The 26,128-nt window shown below is 69.4% G+C and carries 22 protein-coding genes; 11 read left to right on the top strand and 11 right to left on the bottom strand.

All coding sequences use genetic code 11. The features are described from left to right. Positions 1 to 7 precede the first annotated feature (7 nt). The gene (gene srmL / locus F0L68_RS15280; RefSeq protein ID WP_149850232.1) at positions 8 to 1,123 is read right to left on the bottom strand and encodes a PheS-related mystery ligase SrmL; all 1,116 of its coding nucleotides are present in this window, start codon (positions 1,121 to 1,123) and stop codon (positions 8 to 10) included. A 529-nt stretch (positions 1,124 to 1,652) separates the two neighbouring features. Here srmL and aspS point away from each other — a divergent pair. From aspS to F0L68_RS15255, 5 genes are all read left to right on the top strand, one after another. Then, positions 1,653 to 2,957: an aspartate--tRNA(Asn) ligase gene (gene aspS, locus F0L68_RS15275; protein ID WP_188316591.1), complete on the top strand. Its 1,305-nt coding sequence runs from the start codon at positions 1,653 to 1,655 to the stop codon at positions 2,955 to 2,957. Between the two features lie 207 nt (positions 2,958 to 3,164). Then, positions 3,165 to 3,995, top strand: coding sequence for a helix-turn-helix domain-containing protein (locus F0L68_RS15270; protein ID WP_188316590.1), 831 nt, complete (start codon positions 3,165 to 3,167; stop codon positions 3,993 to 3,995). A 24-nt stretch (positions 3,996 to 4,019) separates the two neighbouring features. Beyond that, positions 4,020 to 4,310: a DUF397 domain-containing protein gene (locus F0L68_RS15265; RefSeq protein WP_149850229.1), complete on the top strand. Its 291-nt coding sequence runs from the start codon at positions 4,020 to 4,022 to the stop codon at positions 4,308 to 4,310. Positions 4,311 to 4,330: 20 nt separating this feature from the next. Further along, on the top strand, positions 4,331 to 5,161 hold the full coding sequence (locus F0L68_RS15260) for a MerR family transcriptional regulator (RefSeq protein ID WP_149850228.1): 831 nt from the start codon (positions 4,331 to 4,333) through the stop codon (positions 5,159 to 5,161). 617 nt (positions 5,162 to 5,778) lie between these two features. Next, positions 5,779 to 6,993: a low temperature requirement protein A gene (locus tag F0L68_RS15255; protein WP_223198813.1), complete on the top strand. Its 1,215-nt coding sequence runs from the start codon at positions 5,779 to 5,781 to the stop codon at positions 6,991 to 6,993. Positions 6,994 to 7,031: 38 nt separating this feature from the next. On the opposite strand, the gene F0L68_RS15250 is transcribed toward F0L68_RS15255, so the two are convergent. From F0L68_RS15250 to F0L68_RS15235, 4 genes are all read right to left on the bottom strand, one after another. Beyond that, positions 7,032 to 8,102, bottom strand: coding sequence for a PA2928 family protein (locus tag F0L68_RS15250; RefSeq protein WP_149850227.1), 1,071 nt, complete (start codon positions 8,100 to 8,102; stop codon positions 7,032 to 7,034). Positions 8,103 to 8,252: 150 nt separating this feature from the next. Next, positions 8,253 to 8,966 (bottom strand): HD family phosphohydrolase, encoded by a 714-nt coding sequence (locus F0L68_RS15245; protein WP_223198812.1) that lies wholly within the window; start codon positions 8,964 to 8,966, stop codon positions 8,253 to 8,255. Positions 8,967 to 9,034: 68 nt separating this feature from the next. Beyond that, entirely contained in the window at positions 9,035 to 9,673 is a 639-nt protein-coding gene (locus F0L68_RS15240) for a hypothetical protein (protein WP_149850226.1), read from the bottom strand. Between the two features lie 5 nt (positions 9,674 to 9,678). Further along, positions 9,679 to 10,692, bottom strand: a complete 1,014-nt coding sequence (locus tag F0L68_RS15235; RefSeq protein WP_438672284.1) for a hypothetical protein — start codon at positions 10,690 to 10,692, stop codon at positions 9,679 to 9,681. Positions 10,693 to 10,915: 223 nt separating this feature from the next. Here F0L68_RS15235 and F0L68_RS15230 point away from each other — a divergent pair, with 223 nt between their 5' ends. After that, positions 10,916 to 11,515: an FKBP-type peptidyl-prolyl cis-trans isomerase gene (locus F0L68_RS15230; RefSeq protein ID WP_149850225.1), complete on the top strand. Its 600-nt coding sequence runs from the start codon at positions 10,916 to 10,918 to the stop codon at positions 11,513 to 11,515. Between the two features lie 70 nt (positions 11,516 to 11,585). Here the strand turns inward: F0L68_RS15230 and F0L68_RS15225 are convergent, their stop codons facing one another. After that, entirely contained in the window at positions 11,586 to 12,554 is a 969-nt protein-coding gene (locus F0L68_RS15225) for a quinone oxidoreductase family protein (protein ID WP_149850224.1), read from the bottom strand. A gap of 296 nt (positions 12,555 to 12,850) precedes the next feature. Between F0L68_RS15225 and F0L68_RS15220 the strand changes: the two genes are divergently transcribed. Both F0L68_RS15220 and F0L68_RS15215 read left to right on the top strand, forming a co-directional pair. Beyond that, complete coding sequence (locus tag F0L68_RS15220; protein ID WP_149850223.1) at positions 12,851 to 13,039, top strand: FxSxx-COOH-like cyclophane-containing RiPP peptide; 189 nt, start codon at positions 12,851 to 12,853, stop codon at positions 13,037 to 13,039. 39 nt (positions 13,040 to 13,078) lie between these two features. Beyond that, positions 13,079 to 14,287: an FxsB family cyclophane-forming radical SAM/SPASM peptide maturase gene (locus F0L68_RS15215; protein ID WP_223198811.1), complete on the top strand. Its 1,209-nt coding sequence runs from the start codon at positions 13,079 to 13,081 to the stop codon at positions 14,285 to 14,287. A 33-nt stretch (positions 14,288 to 14,320) separates the two neighbouring features. Here F0L68_RS15215 and fxsT read toward each other — a convergent pair whose 3' ends face one another. The 4 genes from fxsT to F0L68_RS15195 form a co-directional block, all read right to left on the bottom strand. Further along, positions 14,321 to 18,595 (bottom strand): FxSxx-COOH system tetratricopeptide repeat protein, encoded by a 4,275-nt coding sequence (fxsT, locus tag F0L68_RS15210; protein WP_149850221.1) that lies wholly within the window; start codon positions 18,593 to 18,595, stop codon positions 14,321 to 14,323. Beyond that, entirely contained in the window at positions 18,592 to 19,398 is an 807-nt protein-coding gene (locus F0L68_RS15205; RefSeq protein WP_223198810.1) for an AAA family ATPase, read from the bottom strand. Before F0L68_RS15205 ends, fxsT begins: the two co-directional genes overlap by 4 nt. A gap of 253 nt (positions 19,399 to 19,651) precedes the next feature. Further along, on the bottom strand, positions 19,652 to 21,142 hold the full coding sequence (locus F0L68_RS15200; protein ID WP_149850219.1) for a VMAP-C domain-containing protein: 1,491 nt from the start codon (positions 21,140 to 21,142) through the stop codon (positions 19,652 to 19,654). A gap of 171 nt (positions 21,143 to 21,313) precedes the next feature. Next, positions 21,314 to 22,942, bottom strand: coding sequence for a DUF885 domain-containing protein (locus F0L68_RS15195; protein ID WP_149850218.1), 1,629 nt, complete (start codon positions 22,940 to 22,942; stop codon positions 21,314 to 21,316). 81 nt (positions 22,943 to 23,023) lie between these two features. On the opposite strand from F0L68_RS15195, the gene F0L68_RS15190 reads away from it, so the two are divergent. From F0L68_RS15190 to F0L68_RS15180, 3 genes are all read left to right on the top strand, one after another. After that, positions 23,024 to 23,320, top strand: coding sequence for a Rossmann-fold NAD(P)-binding domain-containing protein (locus F0L68_RS15190; RefSeq protein WP_149850217.1), 297 nt, complete (start codon positions 23,024 to 23,026; stop codon positions 23,318 to 23,320). Continuing rightward, positions 23,320 to 24,207, top strand: a complete 888-nt coding sequence (locus tag F0L68_RS15185; RefSeq protein ID WP_149850216.1) for an ATP-grasp domain-containing protein — start codon at positions 23,320 to 23,322, stop codon at positions 24,205 to 24,207. Before F0L68_RS15190 ends, F0L68_RS15185 begins: the two co-directional genes overlap by 1 nt. Before the next feature lie 165 nt (positions 24,208 to 24,372). After that, positions 24,373 to 24,837: a GbsR/MarR family transcriptional regulator gene (locus F0L68_RS15180; protein WP_149850215.1), complete on the top strand. Its 465-nt coding sequence runs from the start codon at positions 24,373 to 24,375 to the stop codon at positions 24,835 to 24,837. Between the two features lie 35 nt (positions 24,838 to 24,872). Here the strand turns inward: F0L68_RS15180 and F0L68_RS15175 are convergent, their stop codons facing one another. Then, positions 24,873 to 25,892, bottom strand: coding sequence for a COX15/CtaA family protein (locus tag F0L68_RS15175; protein ID WP_149850214.1), 1,020 nt, complete (start codon positions 25,890 to 25,892; stop codon positions 24,873 to 24,875). Between the last annotated feature and the right edge of the window lie 236 nt (positions 25,893 to 26,128).

Here is a 26,128-nt window from a genome sequence, read left to right as displayed (position 1 = left end):
CCCCGGCTCAGTGATCCTCAGTGGCCCACTGGTGCTCGGCACCCCGGTGCACCGCCGCGTAGACGCGGTCGCGCGCCAGGTTCGCCTCCTCGTCCGACAACGTCCTGGAGTGATCCCGCAGGACGACGCGCAGCAGCACGTTCTTCTGTCCCGGCCGGGCACCCAGCCGTGCGACCGCCGCCGCAGGCAGGTCCTCGACCGGGGTCTCCGAGAGCACCCGGATCTCCTCCACCGCAACAACATCCGGCCCCAGCGCGTCCCGGACCTCGTCGCCGAGCGTCTCCGCGTCGGCCTCGGCGGCCACCGCGACCGACAGGTCCCGCACGATCGCCGGATGCCGGGACACCGGCCGATAGGGGAGCAGGTCGAGCAGCTGACCCGCGATGCGCGGATCGCTCGCCGACAGCAGCCGGATGTCTGGAATTCCCTTGCGCAGCATCAACAACCGGTCCAGTCCCAGGCCCATAGCGACGCCGCGCACCCTGGGCGGCAGCCCCGCGCCGGCCAGCACCCTCGGTGCGGCGAGGCCGCACTCGCCGACCTCGACCCACTCCCCGTCCACGAGCACGTCCAGCTGTCGGCCGCCCTCGGTGTAGGGGTGTTCGGTCGGGACCGCGCGGTAGGTGGCCCCCGGCAGCGCCGCGCCGAGCACCAGCGCGATCGCCTCGTCCAGCGCGTCGGAACCCAGCGGGCCGTCCACGACGCGCCACAGGTCCAGCTGGTGCGGGGTGCCGGTGTGCAGCCGGTCCACGCTGTCGCGCCGATAGGAGATGCCGGGGCAGGCGAGCAACACGTCCAGTCGGCCGAGTGGGCGCGCGGCGACGTCGCGCAGGGCAGGCGGGATCATCGCGCTGGTGTGGCTGCGCAGCATGCACGTCTCGCTGACGTACCGGCTGTACCGCAGATCGCGGGTGACGGCGTCGCGGGGATAGCCGAGCCGTTCGTAGTTGTCCTCGACGGGCACCACGGGATGGTCGCGCAGGACGCGCACCTCGCTGCCCAGCGCCGTGCCGAGCGCCCCGACGATCTCGTCGACGAGGAGTTGGACGGCGTGCGGCCCCTGCTCGGGGCGGGTCAGATCGCGGGCTGACAGGGCGTGCGTGAGTTCGGTGACGGTGAGCATGGGATGGCTCCGATCGGTCCGGGGTCGGCGGGCTGGAAAGCTCCCCCGACCGATCCGCCGCCGAGACACCGCTGCGGCAGCGGAACCCGAACTCAGGCCACCGCGCGCCGATCAGCCCCGGCGGCTGGCACTGCCAGCCGGGGGCAACTAAATCGCCGCGTGGTCAACACGTTCTCGACGCTAGCAAGGCATGACACTCCGCGAAAACTCATTTCGTCCGGCGGCGGGACGTTGACTACGGTGTCCGCAACGCGTTGACGGAGACGAGTAGCCGAGGGACCACGCGAGCAGGAGAGAGCCGCCGGCAGCTGGGAAGGCGGACTCGCGCCCCTCGGTGAAGACCCTCCCGAGTTGCGGGGAGAAACAGCGGTCGCACACACAGGCGGACCGTTCAATGCCCCGCCGGCCGGCCCCCGTCACCGGGCCGGAACGAGGCCGCCGCTGTATGGCGGCGGCGAAAGTGCGGTGGCACCGCGAGTACCCTTCTCGCCCGCACTCCCAAGGGATCGCGCAATCCATCTGGAGTGTGATGATCTCCCGTACCCTCGCCGCCGACCTGCCCCGGCACGTCGGCGAGCGCACGAGAATCGCCGGCTGGCTGCACCGCCGGCGTGAACTGAAGTCCGTGACCTTCCTCGTCCTGCGGGACCGTTCCGGCCTCGCCCAGGTCGTGCTGACCGAACCGTCCGCCATAGCGGCGACGGCCGGCCTGCCGGAGGAGACCGTGCTCGACGTCGTCGGCACGGTGACGGCGAACCCGCAGGCCCCGGGCGGCGCGGAGCTGACCGAGCCGACGGTCACGGCACTGTCCGACCCGGCCAAGCCGCCGCCGTTCGACCTGTACCGGCCGGCCGCGAGGGCAACGCTGCCAACGGTTCTCGACCACGCGAGCGTCGCGCTGCGGCACCCGAAGCTGCGCGCGCCGTTCGAGATCTCGGCGGCGTCGGTCGCAGGTTTCCGTGCCACGCTGGACGAACTCGGCTTCACCGAGATCCAGACACCCAAGATCGTCGAGTCGGCCACCGAGTCCGGCGCGAACGTGTTCGGCATCGACTACTTCGGCCGGCCCGCGTACCTGGCGCAGTCGCCGCAGTTCTTCAAGCAGGCCGTGGTCGGCGTGTTCGAGCGGGTGCACGAGGTCGGGCCGGTGTTTCGCGCGGAGCCGCACGACACCACGCGGCACCTCGCGCAGTACACGAGCCTGGACGCCGAATTCGGCTACATCACCGACCATCGCGACGTCATGGTGGTGCTGCGTGACGTCATCGCCGGCATGGTGGCCTCGGTCGCCGCGCGGGCGGCGGCCGCTGTCGAGCTGCTGGACGTGACGCTTCCCGTGGTGCCGCAGGCGATCCCGCAGCTGCACTTCGCCGAGGCGCAGGAACTCCTCGCCGCGAACTCGGGGGAGGACCCGAGGGGCGAGCCCGACCTGGCACCGGCGCACGAGCGCTGGTTGTCGGAGTGGGCCGCGCGCGAGCACGGCTCGGACTTCCTGTTCGTGACGGGATATCCGATGGTCAAACGGCCGTTCTACACGCATCCCGACCCGGCGCGGCCGGCGTACTCGAACAGTTTCGACCTGCTGTTCCGGGGGTTGGAGTTGGTGACCGGTGGCCAGCGTCTGCACCGCTATTCCGACTATCTCGCGGCTCTCGCGGCGAGAGGTGGGAATCCTGCCGCGTACGAGAGCTACCTGTCCACGTTCGCGCACGGAATGCCGCCGCACGGCGGATTCGCCATCGGGTTGGAACGATGGACGGCCAGACTCGTTGGGGCGTCGAACATCCGAGAGACGACGCTGTTCCCGCGTGACCTGAACCGCCTTTCCCCGTAACTGGGCCAAAAATGGGCGCTGTCACCCGTCCGTCCAACGGGTGGATTCCCGGCCGGGATGCTGCATAATCCCGGTCGGGAGCGGCGCTTTCACCTGCGACGACGCTGCGTTACGTAGGAATCCGAGGCGCAGCCGGATCTCCGAAGTTGAATCCGTCCACATTACTTTGTGTCCTCAGGCATACACGGGAGGTAGCTCATGCCGAGGATGACGGACTTCAACTTCCACGAACGACGGCTCGCGCGAAGCCTCGTCGTGCTGCGGCAGGAGGCGGGACTGAACCAGTTGGAGGCGGCCAGAGCGGTCAACATGAAGAACCAGAAGCTGAGTCGCATCGAGAAGGGCCAGGCGCCGAGCTATCACGAGCTGTGCGCGTTGCTGGACGTCTACGGACTCGTCTTCGACCAGTGGCAGCCCTACAAGGACCGGCTGGAGGAAGCGAAGTCGCCCGGCTGGTGGCGCGCATACGGTCTGGCGAAGCAGAACTTCGTGAGCCTGGAGGACGAGGCCTCTCTGGAGTGCGAGTATCAACTCGGCTATGTGCCTGGACTCTTTCAGATCGAACCGTATATTCGGGCTATCCTCGGAGCGAGCCGGGTCACGAAGTCAGCCAGGCGGACTGACCTCGACGTCGAGATACGGTTGAGGCGGCAGCGGAGGCTGTTCGGCCCGAACCCGCTGCGACTCCACGCGATTGTCGAGGCTTCGGCGCTCACATCGAGGATGCCGGACGCGGACGTGGCGATCGCCCAGCTTCGCCACATCGTGGAAATGTCGGTAAGGCCGAACATCACCTTCCAGGTGCTGCCTGGCAACATCGGCCCGCACGACGGACAGAACGGCACCTTCATCGTGCTGCGTTTTCCGGATCCGGCCGACCCCGATGTGCTCTACATCGAGCACTCGGGTGGCTCGATGCATGTGGAGGCCGCGAGCCAGGTCAAGGCCAGTAGGCTGAGCTTCGAGCACCTCGCGACACTCGCTCTGGAGCCTGACGAGTCCCGGAACTGGGTCGAGAAGGTGATCTCTGGCCTGTAGCCCAGTGCAGGAGGGGGCGGTCTCATGCCTACGGCGGACATCAGCGGCGTGCGGTGGCGCAAGAGCACCAGGAGCAACAACGGCAGCGATGGCTGTTGTGTCGAGGTGGCTCTGGTGGACGCGTCATGGCGCAAGAGCACCAGTAGCAACAACGGCAGTGACGGCGCCTGCGTCGAGGTGGCGTTCGGTGGCTCGGCCGCCGCGTTCCGCGACTCCAAGAACCCCGCCGGTCCCGTGCTGCTGTTTCCCGCCACCGCGCTCACCGGGCTCGTCACGGCCCTCAAGCGCGGTCGGCTTGACCCTGACACCGTGTGAGGCCGTAGAACTCAGGCACCATGTTCACCATCGGAGACTTCGCCAGGCTCGGCCTCGTGTCGGTTCGCATGCTGCGGCACTACGACGCGATCGGGCTGCTGCGGCCGGCGCGCGTCGACCAGGCCACCGGCTACCGCTTCTACGAGGCGGCGCAGCTGGCCACGCTCAACCGCGTCATCGCGTTGAAGGACCTCGGCTTCACGCTGAACCAGGTCGGGGAGATCCTGGCCGAGCGGGTGACCGTCGAGGAACTGCACGGCATGTTGCGGTTGCGCCGCGCTGACCTGGAAACGCGGATCGCGGCCGACCGGGCCAGGTTGACCGGCGTCGAGGCGAGGCTCCGGACCATCGAAAGCGAGGGGCGCATGCCCGCCGAAGAAGTCCTGGTCAAGCACGTGCCGGCGATCCGCGTCGCGGAACTGTCCGGCGTGGCCGCGAGCTACGGCCCCGAGGATATCGGGCCGGTCATCGGCCCGCTGTTCGACCGGCTCTGCGGGATCGTCGAGGAGTCCGGCGTCCCGCTGACCGGCCCCGGCCTCGCCTACTACGTCGACGTGCCAGGGGAGGACGACGCGGTCACGGTGCACACCGCCATCCCCGTGTCGGCCGAGCCGGGCGCCGTCGACGGCGTCGAGATCAAGGACCTGCCCGGGATCGGGTCCGCCGCGACCATCGTGCACCGGGGCCCGATGCACGACGCCGGCCCGACGTTCCAGGCGCTGGCGGAGTGGATCGACGCGAACGGGTACCTGGCCGTCGGCCACGCGCGGGAGATCTCGCTGGAGTGCCCGAGGGACGACCTCGACAAGTGGGTGACCGAGTTCCAGATCGAGATCACGCCGGCCTCCTGACGCCGAGCCGAGGCCGGTCGAGGCGGCGCGCCCTCGACCGACCTCGGCGCGTCGCCACCCGGTCGGAGCAACGAGAACCGATCTCGCCCGGCGTAGGCTTGCTGCCACGTTCACCTGCTATCGAGGGGAGTTCCAGTCCACGCTCATGCGGGATGGAACGGGCAGGGAATGCGACAGTCTCCCCACTGCGGGCGTCGCGTGACACGGACCGGATCGGTGCTCCGACGGTTCGTCTCCCTTGCGAGACAGCCAATCCGAGCCTGAGCGCCATGACCGAGGTCCACGCACGCGCGGCATCCTGCCGCCGGTGACGGCTCCCTCCCCAGCGTTGTGCGGCCATCTGCTCGGAACGGTTGCCGGCTGGAGTGCGCGATGCCCTGGTGGACCTATTCCGGAGTCCCGGCCCTCGGACTGGCGTTTTTCGGTGTCCTGCGGTGGCAGCTTCGGCTGCGGTACTTGCGGCACGCACTCGACCGGCACGGCGTCGAGGGCGTGCGGGCGGCCGCCGAGGCGGTGGCGATCTCGCGCGGTCGAACTGTCCCGGAACCTCGCGCGGTCGCGCGCCGGACACGCGCGTGACGCGGCGGCATCGGCCGACCTCGGGGATGATGTCGCGCATGTCGGAGACCACCGCGCCACGGCAGGCGGGTCGGCCGTGGCGGCTGCCCATGGTCGGCCGGGACCAGGCCGAACCGCATCGCGCGTCCACTCCACTGGAACTGCTGTTCGACCTGTCGTTCGTGGTCGCGGTCGCGCAGGGCGCGGGCCAGCTGCACCACAGCCTCGCCGAGGGACAGGTCGCCCACGGCGTGATCGGCTACGCGGTCGCGTTCTTCGCGATCTGGTGGGCCTGGGTCAACTTCACCTGGTTCGCCTCCGCCTACGACACCGACGACGTCCTCTACCGGCTGCTCACCCTCGTGCAGATCGCCGGCGCGCTGGTGCTGGCCGCCGGCATCCCGGCGGCGTTCGAGCGCTTCGACTTCACCGTCCCCGTCATCGGGTACGTGATCATGCGGCTCGCGCTGCTCGCGCAGTGGCTGCGCGCCGCCCGCGACGATCCGGCCGGCCGACCGGCCGCGCTGCGGTACGCCGTCGGGGTCTCGGTCTGCCAGGTTGCCTGGATCCTGCGCCTGTTCCTGCCCGTGCCGTGGAGCTGGATCGCCTTCGTCGCGATCGCGATCGCCGACCTGCTCGTGCCGCTGTGGGCCGAGACCCGGGGCAGCGGAACCTCCTGGCATCCCGGGCACATCGCCGAGCGCTACGGGCTGTTCACGCTGATCGTGCTCGGGGAGTCGATCTCCGCGGCCACCCTGGCGATCCAGTCGGGCATCAGCGACCACGGCGTTTCCGTGCCGCTCATGGTGATCGCGGCAGGCGGCCTGATCCTGCTGTTCGGGCTGTGGTGGTCCTACTTCAAGCACGACACCGTCGACGACCTCGACTCCCTGGACACCGCGGCGGTCTGGGCGTATGTCCACTTCGGAATCTTCGCGGCGATCGCCGCCGTTGGCGCCGGCCTCCAGGTCGTCGCGCAGACCGCCAACCACACCACGCACCTGAGCCCGACGGCCGCTGCCTACACCGTCGCGGTTCCGGTCGCGGTGTTCCTGGTGCTGGCCAGCGTGATGCGCGCGGCCGGCCGGCAGGGCGGCCGCACGCTGCGCCGCGTCCTGGCCGGCGCGCTGCTGGTGCTGGTCGTCCCGCTCGCGTCGGGCGTGCTGTCGCTGGCGGGTGTGATCGTCGCGATCGGGCTGATCCTCGCCGCGCTCATCACGGTGAGCGTGATCCAGTCGAACCGCCGCGCCGCGCTCGCGACCGCTGCCGGGTGAGCGCTGTCGGGTGAGCGCTGCGGGGTGAGCGCTGTGGGTCAGCTGGGGTTGCCGAAGAAGTCCGTCGCCCCGACGGTCAGCGGCGTGACGCGGCCGTCGGCGGTGACCACCGCGATCTCGTAGGACGTCGCCACCGCCGTGCCGCCGCCGGCCAGCGCGATCGTCGCCGTTGGCGACGAGGCGACGTCCAGGGAGCCGATGACCGCGCCGCTGCCGACGGAGACGACGCGGAGCGCGGTGTGGGTGTCGTTGACCGACCGATCGCCGGTGACCAGGACGTGCCCGGCGGCGGCGCCTGCCGCGCTGCTTCCGTCGAGCACCACGAACGCGTGGTGGAACACGGTGTCGCCGACCGGGGTCGCCCGGCCGTCGGCCGCCACCCGCACCAGCGCGCTGCCCGGCACGCCGGCCGACCGCTCCCGCAGTTCGACCCGCTCGCCGGAGCCGAGGTCGCCCGCGGCCGCCGTCACCTTCGCCGGGTCGAGGAAACGATCGGGGGCCAGCGCGCTCGCCCAACCGGCCGTGTCCCGGTCGATCGGCGCGGCGACCAACGAGTCCAGCGGAATAGCGAGGACGCGGCCGTCGGCGTTCATCGCCATCACCCGGTGGTTCTGCGCGTCGTACCCGTAGGCCGCGCGCTTGGCGATGAAGGAGCCGCCGAGGCCGGTGATGCCGTCGTTCCTGGCGGCGACCGAGCCGTCCCGCAGGTTCAGGACGACCGGCCCTGAGTCGGTGGCGAGGTAGACGTACTGCTTGCCGGCCGCCAGCACCGACGACTCCCAGACCAGCCGGTCGGACAGCTGCACGTCCCAGAGCGTCCTGCCGTCGGCGGCGTCGACGGCGGCCAGCCGCATCTGGAACAGGTCCCTGACCATCACCTGGAACATGCCGCGCGTCCCGGACCGCTCGTAGGGCACCAGGGCGACGTCGCGGCCGTCGACCGAGGCGACGCCGACGCCCGGCTGGATCCTGATCTCGGGCTCGGGGGAGACGAGGTAGCTGAAGCCGAAGAACATGAAGCCGATGAACAGGAACGGAACGAGGAACAGCGTCCAGGCCACCCGGAAGCGGACCGACGTCCTGCGGGGTCTGGCGTCGAGGTGGTCCATAGGTCGCTCCTTGCCGCGTCGCTGTCGTCGGAGCACAGTCTGCGGTCCTCGAACGGCCTACCGATCACAGGTACGGCGGCGGGCGCGCGGCGTTGCGGGGCCACGGCGCCGTGGAAAGGCCGGCGTCGTGGTCCCGGAACGCAGATGCGGCTACGAGGCCGCGCTGTCCACGGCGTCGAGCAGCTCCTCGACCGTGGGGTCGTCGAGGGCCTCGACGATGCACTGCCACAGTTCGAGGTTGGCCAGCGCCCACCGCGAGTACGTCGCGGCGGCCTCCTCGTCGTAGAAGTAGTAGCCGTCGTCATGGATCCCGCGCTGCTCGCCGACGATCTTCGTGGCGAGGTCGCGCAGGCTGACGCCGTTCTCGTCCAGGTAGCGGTGCGCCAGCACAACCGGCGTCACGGGCAGCGCCTTGAACAGCGTGTCCGCGTCGCTGAGCGCCTGCGCCTCGAGCGAGATGTCCCGCCGGCGATTGGTGATCTCCGCCTCGTCCACGATCTCGTCGATCCGCCGCGCCACCGCAGGCGACACTCCCGATTCGACCAGGATGTCCATCCGCAGGTCGCGCCCGGCTACCGCAAGGGAGTTGCGGCGGACCATGTAGTTCAGGTCGTGGACGAGGGCTGCGGCCGCCACCACGCCGGCGTCCGAGCCGTTGCGCGCGGCGAAGTGCACGGCCTTGTCCCGCACGAAGCTCACGTGGTGCCAGCCGTGGAACGGCAGTCGCGCGGCCAGTTGCTGACACAACTGCCAGACCCGCCGCTCGACACTGGCCAGCGCGGCTTTCGACACCGTGAACGAGGCGGTGACGACGTTGTTCTCGTGATCGTCGATATGATCGACTGACAGATTTTCGCAGTGCATCGGGCCCCTCCGATCCTTGTCCGCCGTCGGCGGGCAAGCGAGGAGATCGTAGATGCGTTTGCGAAAATCTACAGGCCGTTCGTGAGTTCGCTCAGCCTTCCCTCCACCGGAACATGTCGGCGACTCGATCGGGTTTCCGGGTCATAGGACAGGCTGTACCTGGTCAACGGCCGTGACTTCACCAGGAACGTCATGGTGCCGTCCTCGGCCTGCGGAATTCGGTGGAACTCGTGGGAGAGCAGCCACGCCGAGGTCCCTGTCCGGTAGGTGGTGCGCTGCAACAGGCTCGTCGAGGTGATCGTCCCGCGCTCGTCGTCCAGTTCCGCGGCGAACCGTTCGTGCAGGTAGGAGCCGCAGAGAATGGTGGTGCAGAAGTGATACCTGTGGTTGTGCACCGAGTCCGCGTAGCCGCGCAGCCACTCCCGCTGCGGCTTGTACTCGTGCACCCAGAACGAGAACGGCTCCGACTGCTCGTCCCGCAGGCACCAGGCGAAGTGGGTCGTCGTCTCGCGTGAACGGGAGATGATCTCGTCCTTGCGTTGCGTCGGCAGGGTCCGCAGATGTGTTTTCAGATCGGCGCGCAGGCCTGGCTGGGAGCACCAGTCCTGAAACCACTCGCCAACCGTGCTCCAGTGGTCGTTGAGTGGGAAGTTGGCGGTGTTGATCTCATTGGCCAGCTCCCCCAAGGCAGAGAACCTGGTGAGCACGGGTATCAGCTCCCCAATTCGGCAGAGGACGTGAATTCGCGGCGGAAGGTGTGGAACTTGTTCTCCAGGGAGCGCAGGCCCTCCTCTGTCAACGGGCTGCCGGTGATCTTTTCGAACAGGAGCATGAACTCGTCCCTGGCGGTATCGGGGGTGATGACGTAGTGGTGCGCCGTGCGGGAGTTGCTGACCCGCAGGAACTCGGCGCGTTCCTTGCTGTAGACGAACGAGCCCTCCGAGAACCGCAGCGTCCTCGGATAGAGCGCGGACGCGCCGCTCGGGTCGCTGTAGAGGGTTAGCCAGACGCTGTCGTCGAACATCTCCAGCCGGTCGAGCGGGGGATCGGACACGACCGTGACGTCGACCCGGCTGCACCGGCTGCGCGCGAGGTACAGCCCGACGAGCCCGATACAGGTCTCGTCGTGCAGTCGGGTCTGGATGCTGTCGTAGTCGCCGTCGGCGCCCTCGTGCCGAAGCCAGTACCGCGCGCGGCCGCTGATCGCCTGGCCGTCCAACGGATCGGCGACGACCGCGCGCAGCTCCCACTCCGCGTGCGACAGCAACAGCCGCGCCGCCGCGTGCCGCCCGGAGAAGCCGCGGAAGAAGTACTGCCTGGTGCGGTGCAGGTCCTGCATCATCAGGTGGTTGAACGCCGGGTCCGGTTCGCTGGTCGCCTTGAACACGTGCGTCGGGAAGAACTCCCGGTCCAGCGAGCGGTACTCGGCGCTGAGCTCCTGTAGCGCGCGCCTGCTCTCCTCGATGAGCGGGGCGACCAGGGCGCGCTGCGAGGCGGTCGCGGTGACGAGTGTCTGGCCGAAACTGACCACGGCGGAGATCAACGTGCCCGTGCCGAGCGACACCAGGAAGTTGTGCACGGGACTCGGCGCCATCAGGCTCGAGACGGTCAGGCACACACCAGAGGTGACGATGAGAATGAGAAGCAGCAGCCCGGTTCGCGTCCAGAACAGTTCTTGCAGCGGGTTGTTGCGGAAGCCCCTGGCATCCGCCGACACAGAGGTCACCTCCTCGGCGGGCACCCGTTCGGACGAATGCGGTGTGTGTCCGATCGGGTGCGCGCAGTCACTGTACGCGCGCGTTAGTCACGGCGGAACCAGCAATTCGGTGACATTCAAACGATTCTCGTGATCTGTCCGGTGACGCTGTCCGGACAGGTCAGGCCAGGTAGGCGCGGCGCAGGCCCACCCAACGCACCCGTCGCACCGCGGGCTTCCCTAAGCTCCAGGCATGCGCATCGCGGGCCGTGCGGCCGTCGTAGTCATGTCCATGCTGTCCCTCGCCGCCTGTAGTGCGAGCGACCGGGCCTCCACCGGCGATCCGAGCACGTCGACCAACTCGTCGCCGACCTCGGCCGCGACGAGCCCGTCCTCGGGCTCGTCCCCGGCGACGAACGCGAGCGGCCCGGTCTGCACCGCCGCCGACATCAAGGTCACCGGCGCCGCGGGGCAGAAGCCGACGATCACCATCCCGACCACCTGCCAGCCGCCCAAGGACCTGCTGTCGGTCGACCTCACCCCGGGCACCGGCGCGGCGATCAAGGCGGGCGACACCGCCGACATGAACTACCTGCTGGTCACCTGGTCGGACCAGAAGGAGGTCGACACCTCCTGGCAGGCTGGCCGCACCCCGTACCAGATGAAGAACGTCGGCCAGTCCCCGGTGATCCAGGGCTGGAACGAGGGCATGATCGGGCTCAAGGAGGGCGGCCGTCGCCTGCTGGTCGTCCCCGGGGACAAGGGATACGGCCCGCAGGGCCGCGCGCCCATCAAGCCGAACGAGACCCTGGTGTTCGTCGTCGACGCCGTGAAGGTCACCCCGGCCCAGTAGGTCTAGGAGCTCTAACGCCTCGTGAGTGGAAACTCGCGCCGATGCGCGGTTTCCACTCACGAGGCGCCGATCAGGGCTTGAGGAGGAGCTTGCCGGTGGTGCGGCGGCCCTCCAGGTCCTCGTGCGCCTGCCTGGCCGAGTCGAGCGGGTAGCGCCCGCCGACGCGGACGGTCAGCGTGCCCGCCGCGATCGCCTCGAACACTTCGCGCGCCCGCCACTCCAGGTCGGCGCGCGTCGCCACGTGGTGCACCAGCGTCGGCCTGGTCAGGTACACCGAGCCGGCCTTGTTCAGCCGCTGCGGGTCGAGTGGCGGCACCGCGCCGCTCGCCGCGCCGTAGAGCGCGAGCACGCCGCGGATCCGCAGGCTGTCCAGGCTCGCGTCGAAGGTGGACGCGCCGACCCCGTCGTACACCGCGGCGACGCCGACGCCGTCGGTGAGCGCGCGCACCTCCTTGGCCACGTCCGCCTCGGTGTACCTGATCACCTCGGCGGCGCCTGCCTGCCGCGCCAGCGCCTCCTTCTCGTCGGTGGAGACCGTCGCGATCACCCGGCCGCCGCGTGCCGTGACGAGCTGCGTCAGCAGCAGCCCCATCCCGCCGGCCGCCGCGTGCACCAGCACCGTGTCGCCCGCCTGCACCGGGTACGTCGTCGCGGTGAGGAAGTGCGCCGTCATGCCCTGGAGGAGCGCCCCGGCGGCCGTGTCGTCATCCAGCGCGTCCGGAACGGCAACGGCCCGGTCGGCGGGCACCACGACGCGCTCGGCGTAGCTGCCGGCCGCGTCCGACCACGCCACCCGGTCGCCGACGGAGAACTCCGTCACGCCGTCTCCGGTCGCGACCACCCTGCCGGCGCCCTCCAGCCCGATCACGAAGGGCAGCGGCAGCGGATAGACACCCCGGCGGTGGTAGGTGTCGATGTAGTTCACCCCGGCCGCGGCGACCTCGACCAGCAGCTCACCGGGTCCCGGCTGGGGCTCGTCGATCTCGACGACCTCCAACACCTCTGGCCCGCCGATCGCCCGTACCTGTACCGCCCGCATCTACTGCCTCCTCGTCAAACCGCATGATCGCGTCGTCGGAACCAACACCACATGGTGTGCCCGGTGTTCCCGGCACCTGCCGGGTTCACCACGTGGCGTGCACCCGCCGTGCGGCAACCCCTGGGAAACTTCCCACGGTAGCCGTAGAGTTAGGGGCTGGTCTCTGTCGGTAGTTTCGCGGGCGTCGGCACGGTCGTCGTCGGGGTGATCACGCGGCCGAGCGAAACGCGGGCCGGATCCCTTGCCACCTCCGAAGCGTTCTGTTCGGCGCCGGCGTGAAAGGGGGAGGTTCGTCGATGGCCGAGGTGTTCGCGGGCGGCGAGACGGAATTCGACTGGGCGACTTGTGGACCGTTCGACGACGTGATCATCCGGGGGGATTCGGTGCTGGCGCACGCCCTGCGTCGAGTGCGGCGAGAGATCGACGACCAGGAACAACCGGTCGCCTTCCACCAGAACAACGCGGACTGGTCCCAGCACCGCTGACACTCGTGGCGCATCTACCCGGTATTGAGGGGACACAGCGTGACCGACGAGTGGCCGGTCGACACCCTGCGGGTCGCGGACCTCCTCGCGAGCGGCTGGCGCGCGGTGCCGTTCCAGCAGTTCATCCTGAAGGTGCACAGCAGGTGCAACCTCGCCTGCGACTACTGCTACATGTACGAGATGGCCGACCGGACCTGGTCGTCGAAGCCGAAGGTCATGTCCTCGGACGTCATGGCGCTGAGCTGCCGACGAATCGCCGAACACGCGGCGCGGCACCGGCTCGACCGGGTCAAGGTGGTGCTGCACGGGGGCGAGCCGCTGCTCGCCGGGGCCGGCATGCTGGCCGAGATCGCGGCCACGCTGCGCCGGGAGCTGCCCGATGGCTGCGCGCTCGACCTTCGGGTGCAGACCAACGGCGTGCTGCTGGACGAGAAGATGCTCGACTCCCTGGCGGCACACGACATCCGCGTCGGGGTGAGCCTCGACGGATCGCCCGCGGCGCACGATCGGCACCGCCGGCACGCGAACGGGCGCGGCAGTCACGCCGAGGCCGCGCGGGCGCTTCGACTGCTCGGAGGCGAGCGGTACCGCAGGCTGTTCGCGGGCCTGCTGTGCGTCATCGACCTCGACGCCGATCCGTTGGAGACCTACGAGTCGTTGCTGGCGTTCGGCCCACCACAGGTCGATTTCCTGCTGCCGCAGGGCAACTGGTCGGTGCCGGTGCCGCGTCGGTCCGCCGACGAGGGGGACGCCTCCTACGGCGACTGGCTGGTGACGATCTTCGACCGCTGGTACGACGCACCCCGTCGGGAGACCGAGGTTCGGCTGTTCGCCGAGATCGTCAACCTCGTGCTCGGCGGACAGAGCCAGGTGGAGAGCGTCGGCCTGAGTCCCGTCGCCCTGATCGTGGTCGACACCGACGGTTCGCTCGAGCAGGTCGACACGCTTCGCTCCGCCTATCACGGCGCGGCAGCGACCGAACTCACCGTCGCGGACAACAGCTTCGACGAGGCGCTGCGCCATCCGGCCATCGCCGCACGGCAGATCGGTCTGGCCGCATTGGGAGAGACCTGCCAGCAGTGTGGAATCCGTCGGGTGTGCGGTGGTGGACACTATTCGCACCGCTACCGTCGTGGCAGCGGCTTCCGCCACGCCTCGGTCTACTGCGCCGACCTGACTCGGTTGATCACGCACGTCATTGGGCGTGTTCACACCGATCTGGCTGCCCTCCGGCCGGGCGGCCGATGAGCTGTTGATCCGTTGTGCGGTAGGGAAACCGGTTCAGGTCCTCGGCGGCTCGATGTCGCAGTCGGCCCGCCTGCGTGCTGACGCGGCAACCGTTTCGGGGTGGCCGTCACCAAGCCGGCGACCGAAATCGGCGACCACCTGACGCAGCAGCGGTTCGGCCAGCTCCGCGTCGCCGGTGCTCTGATGGTCCAGCGCCGAGTTGAGCGCGCAGGCCAGGGTGTAGGGGTGGTCGTCGCCGCGCACCACGCGCGAGCGTTGGAGGGTGTCGTCGGACAGTTCGCGCGCCTCGGGATGGCGGTGCAGCGCGGCGAGATCGCTACTGGTGTTGGCGGCACAGCACAAGGTGAAGGGATGGTCCGCGCCGAGCTGCTGCCGAAAAGTGTCCAGCGTTGCCTGGTTGAGTTCCAACGCGGCGTTGAGATCACCCTGACGGCGCAGCACGATCGCCAGATTGGCGGCGCAGGCGAGCGTGACGGCGTGGTTCGGGCCGAAGACGTCGCGGTATCGGGCCAGCGTGTCCTCGCCGACCTCCCGTGCCGCGTCCAGATCGCCGGTGTCGGACAACGCGTTGGCGTAGCTCAACATCGAGGCCAACGTGTACTCGTGCCGCAGGCCGAACCGGCGCTGGAGGGTCCGAATCAGCTCCTCAGCCACATCCCTCGCCCTGGCGTGCTGGCCGGTCTTGCGCAGCGCCATCACCAGGATCCGCGTCTCGATCAGGACCTCGCTGTGATTGATGCCGAGGATCTCTCGCTGGATCGACAACGTCCGTTCCTGCGTTTGCAGGGCCTCGGCGTACTCGCCGAGCCCGTACAGGTCGTGCGCGAGGTTGCTGACGGTCTGCTGGGTCCGCCGATCCCGTTCGCCGTACTGCAACCGCATCCGCTGCACCAGGTCCGTATCCACCCTGCGGGCCTCGGTGAAGTCTCCCAACCACCGCAGGTCGACGGCCACGTTGTTGGTGGCCCGCAGCGGGAATGGTTCGTTCTCCTCGAACACCCGACGGGCTCGCGCCAGGTTGTCCTCGTCGAGTGCCTTCGCCGCGTCGAACTCGCCGTTGATCCGAAGGTCCAGCGCGACACCGTCGGCCGTGTCGAGAGTGTGTTCGTGATCGTCGCCGAACACCTCCCGCAGCTTTGCCAGTGTGTCCCTCTGGAGTTCGCGCGCCTGCTGGTTTTCGCCGAGCGCGCGCATGGCATCGGCCAGGTGCCTGGCGGCGATCAGGGTCAACTCGTCGTCTTCACCCCAGAGGTCCGTCCAGGTGTCGACCGCCAGCTGACCGAGTTCCCTCGCGCTCTCGTAGTCGCCGCTCTGGCGGCGGTAGCGGATCTGGTCGAGCACGACGATGCGGGAGTCGCGCTCCTCGGCCTGGAGCATCCCGGTTGGCAGGATCTGTGGGGACAGTTCCGCGTGCCGAGGCCAGTTCTGTGCCGAGTCCGGTTGACTGGGGTTGGCCAGCGCCAGGATCTGTTGCGCGTGGCGCCGGGTGACGTCTCGTTCCTCCGGCGTGAGTCGGGCTCGAAGGACGGCCTGCACCAGTCGGTGCACCGAGATCCGGTCGGCGGCCGCGTCGACCCGCGCGAGCGCGAAGCGCACGATCTCGCGCATGGCCCTGCGCAGCCGGATGCGGTCGCGCAGCGTCTCGTCCAACGGCGATGGCAGGTCGGCGTAGCGGCCCTCCCAGAGCAGCACGACCGAGATCGGTTCGGCGCCGAAGAAGGCGCACAGTTCGAGCAGTTGTGCCGCGGCGGGCGCCTGTTCCTGTAGCCGCTCGAACGCCACTCGGTAGGTCGCGCCGACGGTGTCGGGATAGTTGCTCGGCGGGTTCTCGGTGAGCTGTTCGAGCTGGTCGTCGAACAGCTCGAGGTACTCGTCCACCTGCATGCCGGTCTCGGCCTGCCAGGCGGCGGCCTGTTCGAGAGCGAGCGGCAGGTCGCCGAGGCGGTCGGCGAGGCGGTCGGCGTCGGCCGCGTTGATGTCCTCGCTGCGCTGTCGCAGCAGCGCAACGCTTTCCTGCCGGTTGAACACGTCGACCTCGACCGTGCTGGCCACGTCCGACCAGCTCGAGTTCCGCGAGGTGATCAGCACGTGTCCGGTCGGGTAGGGCAGGTACGGTTGCAGATCCGCAGGGCGATTGGCGTTGTCGTAGACCAGTAGCCAGCGCGGGTAGCGCTGACCGGTTCGCAGGGTGTCGAGTACCGCGTCGACGGTTCGCGACAGGTCGGTGCTCTCCGGCAGACCCATGGCGGAGCCGAGCGCGGCGAGCGAGGTGCGGATGAGCGTCTGGTCCTCGGCCGGCACCCACCAGATGAGGTCGTAGGCGCTGGCATAGCGGTAGACGTACTCGATCGCGAGCTGCGTCTTGCCCACTCCGCCGAGCCCGTGCAGCGCGTGTGGCAGCAGCGCGGTTTGCTTGGTGCTGTTGACCAACATGCTGCGCAGCCTGGCAAGGATGTCCTTGCGCCCCGTGAAGTGCGGATTGCGCGAGGGAATCCCGCGCATGATCGCAGGCGGCATCTCCTCCCGTCGGTCGCGCTCGGTGGCGATCGGCGGGACTGTGCGGGTCAAGTCGGCTCCCTGGCTACGTGACGGTGCGTCAGGATCGAAAGATGACGGATCTGAGGTCGTCGGCTGGGTGACCTGACGTGCGACACGCCCTATTTCACTCAATCGATTCAACCGTTCGGCGGCCTCGGCGTACCGGCCGCCAAGGGAATGCAGAACCTGGTATGCGACCCGCGCGAACGGTGGGCTCAGGTCCGGCAAATCGGGCAGTTGGTCGGTGGTCAGCAAAGCGCGGAAATCCAGTGGTGACCCGAGCCGCGCGGTGACGAAGTTCGAGACCCGCGACAGGACCTGCAGTGCGTCCTGTCGAGTGAGTTCCGTGAGCAGTTCGTCCCGAATGCCTGGCTGGAAGTCATATTCCACGTCATCTGGACGTGGCTTGTAGCCTGTGCCGTCCGTGTCCAGTCTGTGCAGGAGGTCGCTGAGGAACACCTCGGCCAGGTGGGACGGCCTCGACGAAGGTAACATCGCGCCCTGCACCAACCTCATTACCGGCAGGCTCAGGGGCGCTCCGGCCAGGCAGATCGCGAGCCGATAGGCCTCGGGAGAGGCGCGGGCGCGGAAGCGGTGCAGCTGTTCCCTCGGCGTCGGTTGGCTGGCGAGTTCCTGCGCGGCGTGGTCGCCCTGGACGGTCAACGCGGCCAGCTGGTTGGTGAAGACGGCCGTGCCGTTGACCCAGCCGCCGGACGTGCCGGCCACCAGCGATGCCCACCGCTTGAGCCAGCGGTCCTCCAACTCCAGCACGGGGATCGGCACTCCCACCCCGGTCAGGTCGCCGTCGCCGTGCCGGCTCGCGACGCCGAGGCGGCTGTTGGGCACGCCGGGGGCGACGCTGTGCAACCGAACCGGGACGAACTCCGGCGCGCAGTCGGTCCACAACCGTTGCGGCAGCATCTGGACGATGGCGATCGGCCCGGCTTTCGCCCACGCCCTCAGCGTCTCGGCGACGGCCCCGGTGGACCAGGCTTGGCCGACGCAGTCGCTGGCGACCAGAATCAGCCGCCGCCCGGTCGGGTCGATCAACTCGCGCGGGTCACGCCACGACGAGGCCTGCACGGACTCGCTGGACACCGACAGACGCTCGTCGTGGCACAGGTCGCCGTCCAGGTGCCAGAGCCGGACGTCCCGGAACGCGCCGGTCTGCTCGAGCAGCGTGCGCAGTTCGGCGACGGTGGGTCGCCAGACCTCCATCGACGCGCTGTGGTCCGCGACCAGCGCCACATCGAGCCACCGGTCGGACGAGGGGAGGGTCGCGGGAATCCACAGGTCGGTGTCCGCGATCCACTGCGCGGTCGCGTCCTCGTCGAGATGGGTGCTGGTCGGGGATGGCACCCGCCGGCCAAGTGGCCGCAGCGCCCGGCAGATCGCCAGGGTGTCGGGCACCGCGGGCATCGCGGGGCTCCGCGTCTGGACTCCCCGATCATCGCCGAGTAGTCGTCGCGACGGCGGTCGGAGCGCCGCGGCCAGGTCCTGGTCAGTCGCCGCGGGCTCGGCCGGCCCGCGGTCCGGCGAGGAACCGGGTGCGGGTTCGTCCGTGCGCTCAGGCGGGGTGTGCGGCGTCGGGTCGGCTCGCGGCGCGTCGCGGTCGACCGGGATGGGACGGGTCGCTTGCGTTGTGCGAGTTGGCCACGGTTCCCGCGCCGCGGCGCCCATGTGCGTGGCGAGCCAGCAGACGTCGGCCAGTTCCTCGCTGGTGACATCCGGGTCAACCGCGCGGATCGCGTCAACGAAGCGATCGATCATGCTGATCCGGGCGAACGGTCCAACGGCCGGAACAGCTGTGCCACCAGACGTTCCTTCGTCACCGCGTCGGGCCTGGCTCCTGAGGCGGCCAGGTAGATCGCGTTGAGGAGTTGGTCGGTGGCCAGGTCACCGTGGTCCCGGCTGTCCACGAACTGCTCGATGAGCTGCCTGCTCTCGTCGAGCACGGCCTTGCCGAGCTGTCCTGCCACGATGGCGGCCAGTTTCTCCGCGTCCGGAGGCTGGATGTTCAGCCGCAGGCAGCGGCGCAGGAAGGGCGGGGGGAACTCGCGCTCGCCGTTCGAGGTGATCACCACGAAGGGAAACGCGTGGCACCGCACCTGGCCGCGCCTGATGGCGGCGCGCCCGCCGGGATCCCGTGTCATCACGTGCACGCTGTCCTGCTCCTCGGGCAGGCGCGCGAGTTCCGGGATGTCGAACTGTCCCTCTTCGAAGATGTTCAGCAGATCGTTGGGCAGGTCCACATCGCTCTTGTCGAGCTCGTCGATCAGCAGAACCCTCGGCCGATGCCGGGGCAACAGGGCGGTGCCAAGCGGCCCGAGTCGGATGTACCGGCCGACGTCGGGCGGTTCGGCGGTCCGCGCGAGGCTGGCCTCCTGCAGTCGGCCGATCGCGTCGTACCGGTACAGGCCGTCGTCGACCTTGGCGTGACTGGTGATGGGCCAGTACAGGACGGGGCCCAGCTTCAGTTCGCGGGCAACGCTGTGGGCCAGCGTGGACTTTCCGGTGCCGGGTTTGCCCGTCACCAGGAGCGGTCGTCGCAGGTACAGCGCAGCGTTCACCATCTCCACCACGTCGCTACTCGGATAGTAGGCTCTGGCCCGTTCTGACACGCCTGGACGCGAACTGACCGCTCCACCTTCCCACGGCAGAGTCCCGTCAGGCGGACCAATCGTTGTGGCGCCCTCGACGGGATCTCCGTCAAATCTCCGCCAAGGTGGAGGTTCGGGCAGTTCGGCCAAACCGTCGTGCGGCTCACCGGATCCACGATAGATCAACCACTGAGGTGTCGTAGCCATTTCACTTCACCCTACCCAGTCAGGCTTGTCGATGACGATGGGGCTGTGGGGCCTTGAGCCGAGCATGCGTGAAGGACTCGGGAATGCGATCGGCGTCGTCCCACAACAAGGTCAAGTGTCGACCTAGCGGCTCGGATTCCTCCACCTCGTCGGCTTCTCGACGCATCCTGAGCACCTGCGACGGCAACTCGGTCAGGCCTCGGCCGGTGAGCGTTTCACGAATCTCGCGCTCGAACCGTTGGCGCAACAATGCATTTCGACACCACAGCACAATGGGCATACCGGCGTAGAGGGCCGCGGTCAGTTCGTCGGCGATCAGTTCGTGCTTGTCCTCCGGCGGGAAGGCCATCGCCAGGGCGACCGGGGGCACTCCCCGCAGCAGTCCGGCGCGCAGCGCGGGCGGACGGACTCCCTGATGGTGCAGCCAGTAGATGGCGTCCGGGTCCTCGCGGTGGCCGTGGACGGTCAGCCAACGCCACTTGCGCTGCCACTCGTTGTGCAGCTCCCGCTTCTGAAGCCGGTCGAGGCTGCGCACCACGACCGGATGGCTCGTGCCGATCCGGTGCGGGAAGACGCGATCCACCTGCCACTGGTCGACGGGCTGGCCGATCAGGCTGCGCGGCAGGATGAACTCCAGGATCAACTCGCCGCCGCCGACCCCGGCCGCCGAGTGCGCCTGGCTGAGCAGATCGGGCAACCGCTCGACGATCTCGGCGAGGGTCAGTGGCGTGTCGTCGCGGTGCAGCGGCTCCTCGATGGTGCGGTGGTGCTGCAACCACACCGAGAGTAGATAGCTGGTGGGGTCGACGCCGTCCGGTTGCAGCTGCACCACGAAGTAGTGCTGCTGGGCCTGATCCAGTCGGGCCGTCGCCGCAACGCACAGATCGCGCAGCCCGCTCGTTGCGAGCTCCACGCGGTCACCCACCTGGTCGAGCCACCGGTGGTGCTCCGCCGAGCGAACCGCGTCGACCTGGTGCGCGAGGAAGTCCACGAACACCAGCAACGGCGGCGGCCGACCGGCCACGACCACACACGCCTCGAGGCGTCGGACGACCGTCACCGGGTCGGTCCAGTCCAGTGCGACCGTCAGCAGGGACGGCGGACCGGCGTAACGAAGGGCGGCCGGCAGCCACTGCGGGTCGATGTGCCCCAGCAGCTTCAGCAGTTCCACCCGTTCGTCCGGAAGGAGAAACTCGTCGGGGAACAGGCATTCGACCAGTTCGTCCAGCTCGGCCATAGGGCGACTGTCTCGGTGGAAAGCCCGAACGATCGCCGTCAGCCGGCGAATTCCACCGGAGTGCTCCTGGCAGGCGCGCAGCAGCGACCACACGTCGTGCTGTGGATCCGGGTGTCGCGCGAAGAACAACGGGGTGGTCAGTTCACCGTTGAGCGCGTCGATGTACAGCTCGCGACTGTTCTGTTCACGTATTCCCGACAGCTTGAGGAAGGCCGTGCACAGCTTCTCCAGTTCCGTCACCGACAACGGACGTTCGCCGGCAACCACCCGCACCCCCCGCGTTCCTTTCGGCGCATCCGGGTGAATCCGGGACCCGAGGTCCCGGATTCACCCGATGAGCCGTCCACCCCGAGACTCATGGAGATATCCCAGGAGCGCTGGCACCACAACTGGTTCTGATGGAATCCGACCATACGGCCTATGGGACATCGGTTGTTCGACGCCCTAAGCGCCCAAAGCCACCCGCCGCGCGAGACCGAGCGGCAGCGCGCCGGAGCCGGCCAGCGTGTCGTGGAACGTGCGCAGGTCGCCGCGGCCCTCGGCCAGGTAGTCCGTCCTGATCTGCTCGATCTCCAGCGACCCGGTGAGGTAGGACGGCGCCTGCGTCGGCCACGCGCAGTACCTGGTCACCTCGCCGGCCGCGGTGCCCGGGGTCAGCGATGCTTTGGTGGACATGAACTCCTCGGCCTGCTCGACCGTCATGTCACCGCAGTGCAGCGCGGTGTCCACCACGATCCGCGCCGCCCGGAAGATTCGCGCCTCCACGTGCGCCAGCTCCTGGGCCGGATCGGTGAAGTAGCCCTGCTCGCGCAGCAGGCGCTCCGCGTACAGCGCCCAGCCCTCCGAGAAGTACGGGGTGCGGAACACTTTGCGGACGGTGCGTGGGGAACCCGCCAGCCAGGACAGGTGCCAGTGGTGGCCGGGGTACGCCTCGTGCACCGCGATCGTGGCCAGCTGCGCCCGCGCGTTGGTGCGCAGCCGCTGCCGCACCTGCTCCTGCGGGAAACCGTCCGGGGTGAAGGGCACGAAGAAGTGCCCGACGCGGCCGGTGCCCAGCGGCGCTGGCGACATGTACGACGCGACCGACAGCACCGGACGCTGGAACGTCGGCGACGGCACCACGCGGCACTCCTCGCCCTCGGCGAGGGTGACCAGCTCGTGCTCGATCAGGAAGTCCCTCGCCCGCAGCGTTTCCGCCTCGTATTCCGCCCGCATGTCCTCCTCGGTCGGCGGGAAGTCGGCCTGGAGCCGGGTCATCACCGCGTGCCAGTCGTCGGAACCGCCCGAGTAGCGTCCAGCCAGCTCCCGCATCTCCGCGTCGAGCTCCGCGTAGGCCACCTTGCCGCGCTCGTGCAGCTCGGTCGCGCCGTAGCCGAGCAGCTCCTGGTCGGTGAGCAGCGTCGAGTACAGCCGCTCGCCCATCCGCCAGTCGCCGGTGGCGCGGTCGGCGAAGGCGTCCAGGAACGTGACCAGCTCGTCGAACGCCGCCGCGGCCGGCTCGGCGGCCGCCGCGACCCGCGCGCGCAGCGTCTGGTCGGACACCTCGGCCGGCAGCGCGACGGTCAGGAACGCGCGGGCGGTGCGCGCCTGGTCCAGGCCCCTGCGGACGATCTTCGGCGCGGCCAGGGTCGGATCCAGGTTGCGGCGGCAGGCGGCCAGCACCCCAGGCACCTCGCGCAGCCGCGCCTCGACCGTCGCCACCAGCTCGGCCTCGGGGCGCAGCCGGTACAGGAACGAGGTGAACAGGTTGCTGAGCACGGCAGAGGTGTAGACCGATGGGTCGCGCCGCCAGTCCGGCCAAGCCGCCATGGCCTGGTCGCCGCGCAGGACCGCCACCACGAGGTCCCGGTCCACCGAATCGTCCAGGCTCAGACCGGCGGGGTCGACGGCGGTCATCCGCGCCAGCCAGCCGTCCACCTCGCGCTCGTAGCGGAGGAAGCCGGCCTCGGTGAAGTCGCCGAGGGTCCCGTCGTGGTCGAGCGAACCCAGCATCGCGGCGCGCGCCGGCACCCGGTCGAAGTGCCACGCGACGAACTCGTCGACGAGCTGGGGCACGGTCTTGTCATCGGTCATTGCAGGATTATGTGGGTTCGGCGATTCGGGCGAGGCGGATCTCACCGCACGGCGAACGGCCGGTGATCGTAGGCTCGGTGGGTGGCAGAACAGACTTCAGTTGAGGTGCCGCCGCGCGCGGTGAAGGCGGCGGCGGAGTTCGTCTCGGCGCACGGCAAGCCCACGCGGGCCGTCGTGCAGAACATCGGGCGGGCGGGCGCGCGGGTCGTGCTGGTCGGCAAGGACGGCGCGCTCGGCGACGTCGTGGTGGCCGACGTGGCCACGGGCGAGGCGCTGTGCGCCGCCGTGCCGGACGTCGAACTCGGCGAGTGGGACAGGGAGACGACCGCCGCCGTGAAGATCGGACCGGTCCACCGGCACCGGATGGCAGGCCGCTGATGGCGGGAGCCGCCGCGCCGAGGGTGCTGTTGGTCGGGTGCGCGCACCTGCCGACCGGTGACGGCGACGACGCCATGATGCCGGCCGCGCTCGCCGAGCTGGGTGTGGCCGCGGAGTGGGCGGTGTGGGACGACGGGTCGGTCGACTTCGCGGCCGCCGACCTCGTCGTGCTGCGCGCGCCGTGGGACTACCCCGAGCGCAGGACGGAGTTCCTCGACTGGTGCGAGTCGGTGCCGGCGCTCGTGAACGCCGCGCCGGCCGTGCGGTGGAACACCGACAAGGCGTACCTGGTCGAGCTCGCGGACAAGGGCGTGCCGGTCGTGCCGACCGAGCTGGTCGCGCCGGGGGAGCCCGCCGCGTGGCCAGCCGGCGAGTTCGTGGTCAAGCCGGCCGTCGGCGCGGGCTCGCAGGACGTCAAGCGGTTCACCCCCGACCGGCTCGACGAGGCGGCCGAGCACGTGGCGTTGCTGCACGCGACCGGGCGCACCGCGGTGGTGCAGCCCTACCAGGCCGCGGTGGGCGAGGAGGGCGAGACCGCCCTGGTGTTTGTCGCGGGCGCCTACACGCACGCCTTCGTGAAGGGGCCGATGCTCCGGCCCGGCGCGGTGATCGACAACTCCGGGCTGTACATCGCCGAGCAGCTGCGGCCGGAGCCGGAGCCTGCCGCGGACCGTCGTCGGCTGGCCGAGGACACCCTGGACGCGGCGTGCGGCGTCCTCGGCATCCGGCGCACCGATCTGCTGTACGCGCGGGTAGATGTGTTGCAGGGCGCGGACGGCCGTCCGCTGCTGCTCGAACTCGAGATCGCCGAGCCCTCGCTCGGTTTCCGGCAGACAGACGCCGCCGCGCCGCTGCGGTTCGCGTCGGCGATCCGCGCCTTCCTGTAGCTCCGCCTGTCGGACTTTCGGACGACGAAGAGGCTCCCGCCGGGGGCCTCTTTGTCGTTGGCTGTCGGTGCCCGGGGGTAGAAAGATCGCCAAACGCGAGTGATTGGTATACGTTTGTCACACTGTGCTTTCAGTGTTAATTGAAGACGATGTTCGGAGGCCCAGGTGAGCGTCGGGCGAGAAACCCGGTTGTCGGCTTGGATCGAGCGGTTCGCGGCGCACTTCGCCGAGGAGGGCATCCCCCTCATCGGCGGCCGGATCCTCGGCTACCTGCTGGTCTGTGACCCGTCCGAGCGCACCGCCGCCGAGCTGTCCCAGGAGCTGGAGGCGAGCAGCGGGTCGATCAGCACGAACCTGAAGTTCCTGGTCAACTCGGGCCTGGTGACGAAGCGGACGCGCCGGGGACGGCAGGCGGCGCAGTACCGGATCGACGAGCGCCGCTGGGTCGACATGGTGCAGCGGCGGCTCGACTCGATGGTCAGCGTGCGCGAGCTGACCAACTCCGGGATGCGGCTGCTCAGCGGCGATCCGCAGCGCGCGCACCGGCTGCGCACGGTGGACGAGCTGTACGGCTGGCTGGCCGAGGAGCTGCCGCCGATGTGGGAGCGGCGGCCCGCGCCGCCGAAGTAGCCGCCTGGAGAAGTGGCGGCCTAGCTAAGTAGCGCTCAGCCGGCCACGGTCGCGTCGGACTTCGTGTCGGTGGTCTGCTCGGCGACGGTTGCGTCCTTCGCGTCGTCGGTGTTCACGGTGGCCTCGGCCGGCAGCGTCGGCGCCGGGCCGCGATCGCGCGAGCCCTGCCACAGCGCCGCCATGGCCACCACGACCAGGCCGGCGCCGAACACGTGGATCGAGACCAGCACCTCGGGAATGCCGGTCAGGTACTGGACCATGCCGAGCGCGCCCTGGCCGAGCACCACCGCGATCATCGCCCAGTAGCGCCGCCACAGCGCCGTCGGCGTGTCGTGCGCGCGCAGCGCGAAGCCGAGGGCCACCAGCATGCCGAGGAACACGAACAGCACGTCGGCGTGCAGCTGGGCCAGGTTGGACACCGGCAGGTGCAGGCGGGGCGTCTTGGCGTCGCCAGCGTGCGGGCCGGCCGAGGTGACCAGGTTGCCGGCCATCAGCAGCAGCGCGAGGACACCGACCATGGCGAGTTCGAGCGACCGCAGCGCGCGCGGCACCAGCGGGCGGGCCGGCTCGTCGCCCTCGCCGATCGCGCCGTAGAGCAGCATCGCGAGCCAGGTCAGCACCATGGAGACCAGGAAGTGCACGGACACCGACCACCACACCAGGCCGAGGTGCACGACCACGCCGCCGATGACGGCCTGCACGACCACGCCGATGGGCATGGTCAGCGCGAGCACCAGCACGCGTCGCCGCCTCGGCCGGTGGAAGTACGCAGACAGCACGCAGAGGGCGGCGATGACGCCGACGACCCCGGTCAGCGTGCGGTTGGTGAACTCGACCCACTGGTGCAGCCCGGCGACGTCGGGGTGTTCGACGGGGGTGAGGCTGCCGTCGACGCACTGCGGCCAGGTGGGGCAGCCCAGCCCGGACCCGGTGACCCGCACGATCGACCCCGTCACCGCGATGCCGCCCTGGGCGATCACGGCGGCGACGGCAAAGGCGCGTTGCAGGGCGATGCTGGGGGAGGGGATCCGCGAGATCCAGGAGGGGGCCGGCACGCACCGATGGTAGGCGCGGGCCGACTCGGGCGATTCGCCGGCCACCACCGGTAGTGAGGCCGGTCTCAGGTTGACGTCCTCCCCACGGCTGAAGCCGGGGATTCCCACCCGTCATGCGGGTTGGCGCAGTAGTCCCTCACGGTTTCCTGCTGGTTCCTGCTTCACGGACCAGGTAGCCCCGAGGTCTCCACAGGCGGACACCGACAGCCCGTCGGCTAAGGGGTTGCAGATAATTA

It is taken from the genome of Solihabitans fulvus (genome assembly GCF_008386585.1).
Classification (GTDB): Bacteria; Actinomycetota; Actinomycetes; order Mycobacteriales; family Pseudonocardiaceae; genus Solihabitans; species Solihabitans fulvus.
The sequence above is the reverse complement of the archived record's forward strand: the minus strand, read 5'-3'. Positions and strand labels throughout refer to the sequence as shown.

Coding starts and splice junctions, on each gene's coding strand:
- F0L68_RS15250 (WP_149850227.1), bottom strand. CDS start 8,102: ATGGACCACCTCGACGCCAGACCCCGCAGGACGTCGGTCCGCTTCCGG.
- F0L68_RS15270 (WP_188316590.1), top strand. CDS start 3,165: ATGACGGACTTCAACTTCCACGAACGACGGCTCGCGCGAAGCCTCGTC.
- F0L68_RS15185 (WP_149850216.1), top strand. CDS start 23,320: ATGGCGGGAGCCGCCGCGCCGAGGGTGCTGTTGGTCGGGTGCGCGCAC.
- F0L68_RS15195 (WP_149850218.1), bottom strand. CDS start 22,942: ATGACCGATGACAAGACCGTGCCCCAGCTCGTCGACGAGTTCGTCGCG.
- F0L68_RS15265 (WP_149850229.1), top strand. CDS start 4,020: ATGCCTACGGCGGACATCAGCGGCGTGCGGTGGCGCAAGAGCACCAGG.
- fxsT (WP_149850221.1), bottom strand. CDS start 18,595: ATGATCGATCGCTTCGTTGACGCGATCCGCGCGGTTGACCCGGATGTC.
- srmL (WP_149850232.1), bottom strand. CDS start 1,123: ATGCTCACCGTCACCGAACTCACGCACGCCCTGTCAGCCCGCGATCTG.
- F0L68_RS15245 (WP_223198812.1), bottom strand. CDS start 8,966: ATGCACTGCGAAAATCTGTCAGTCGATCATATCGACGATCACGAGAAC.
- aspS (WP_188316591.1), top strand. CDS start 1,653: ATGATCTCCCGTACCCTCGCCGCCGACCTGCCCCGGCACGTCGGCGAG.
- F0L68_RS15230 (WP_149850225.1), top strand. CDS start 10,916: ATGCGCATCGCGGGCCGTGCGGCCGTCGTAGTCATGTCCATGCTGTCC.
- F0L68_RS15260 (WP_149850228.1), top strand. CDS start 4,331: ATGTTCACCATCGGAGACTTCGCCAGGCTCGGCCTCGTGTCGGTTCGC.
- F0L68_RS15220 (WP_149850223.1), top strand. CDS start 12,851: ATGGCCGAGGTGTTCGCGGGCGGCGAGACGGAATTCGACTGGGCGACT.
- F0L68_RS15225 (WP_149850224.1), bottom strand. CDS start 12,554: ATGCGGGCGGTACAGGTACGGGCGATCGGCGGGCCAGAGGTGTTGGAG.
- F0L68_RS15255 (WP_223198813.1), top strand. CDS start 5,779: ATGTCGGAGACCACCGCGCCACGGCAGGCGGGTCGGCCGTGGCGGCTG.
- F0L68_RS15205 (WP_223198810.1), bottom strand. CDS start 19,398: ATGGTGAACGCTGCGCTGTACCTGCGACGACCGCTCCTGGTGACGGGC.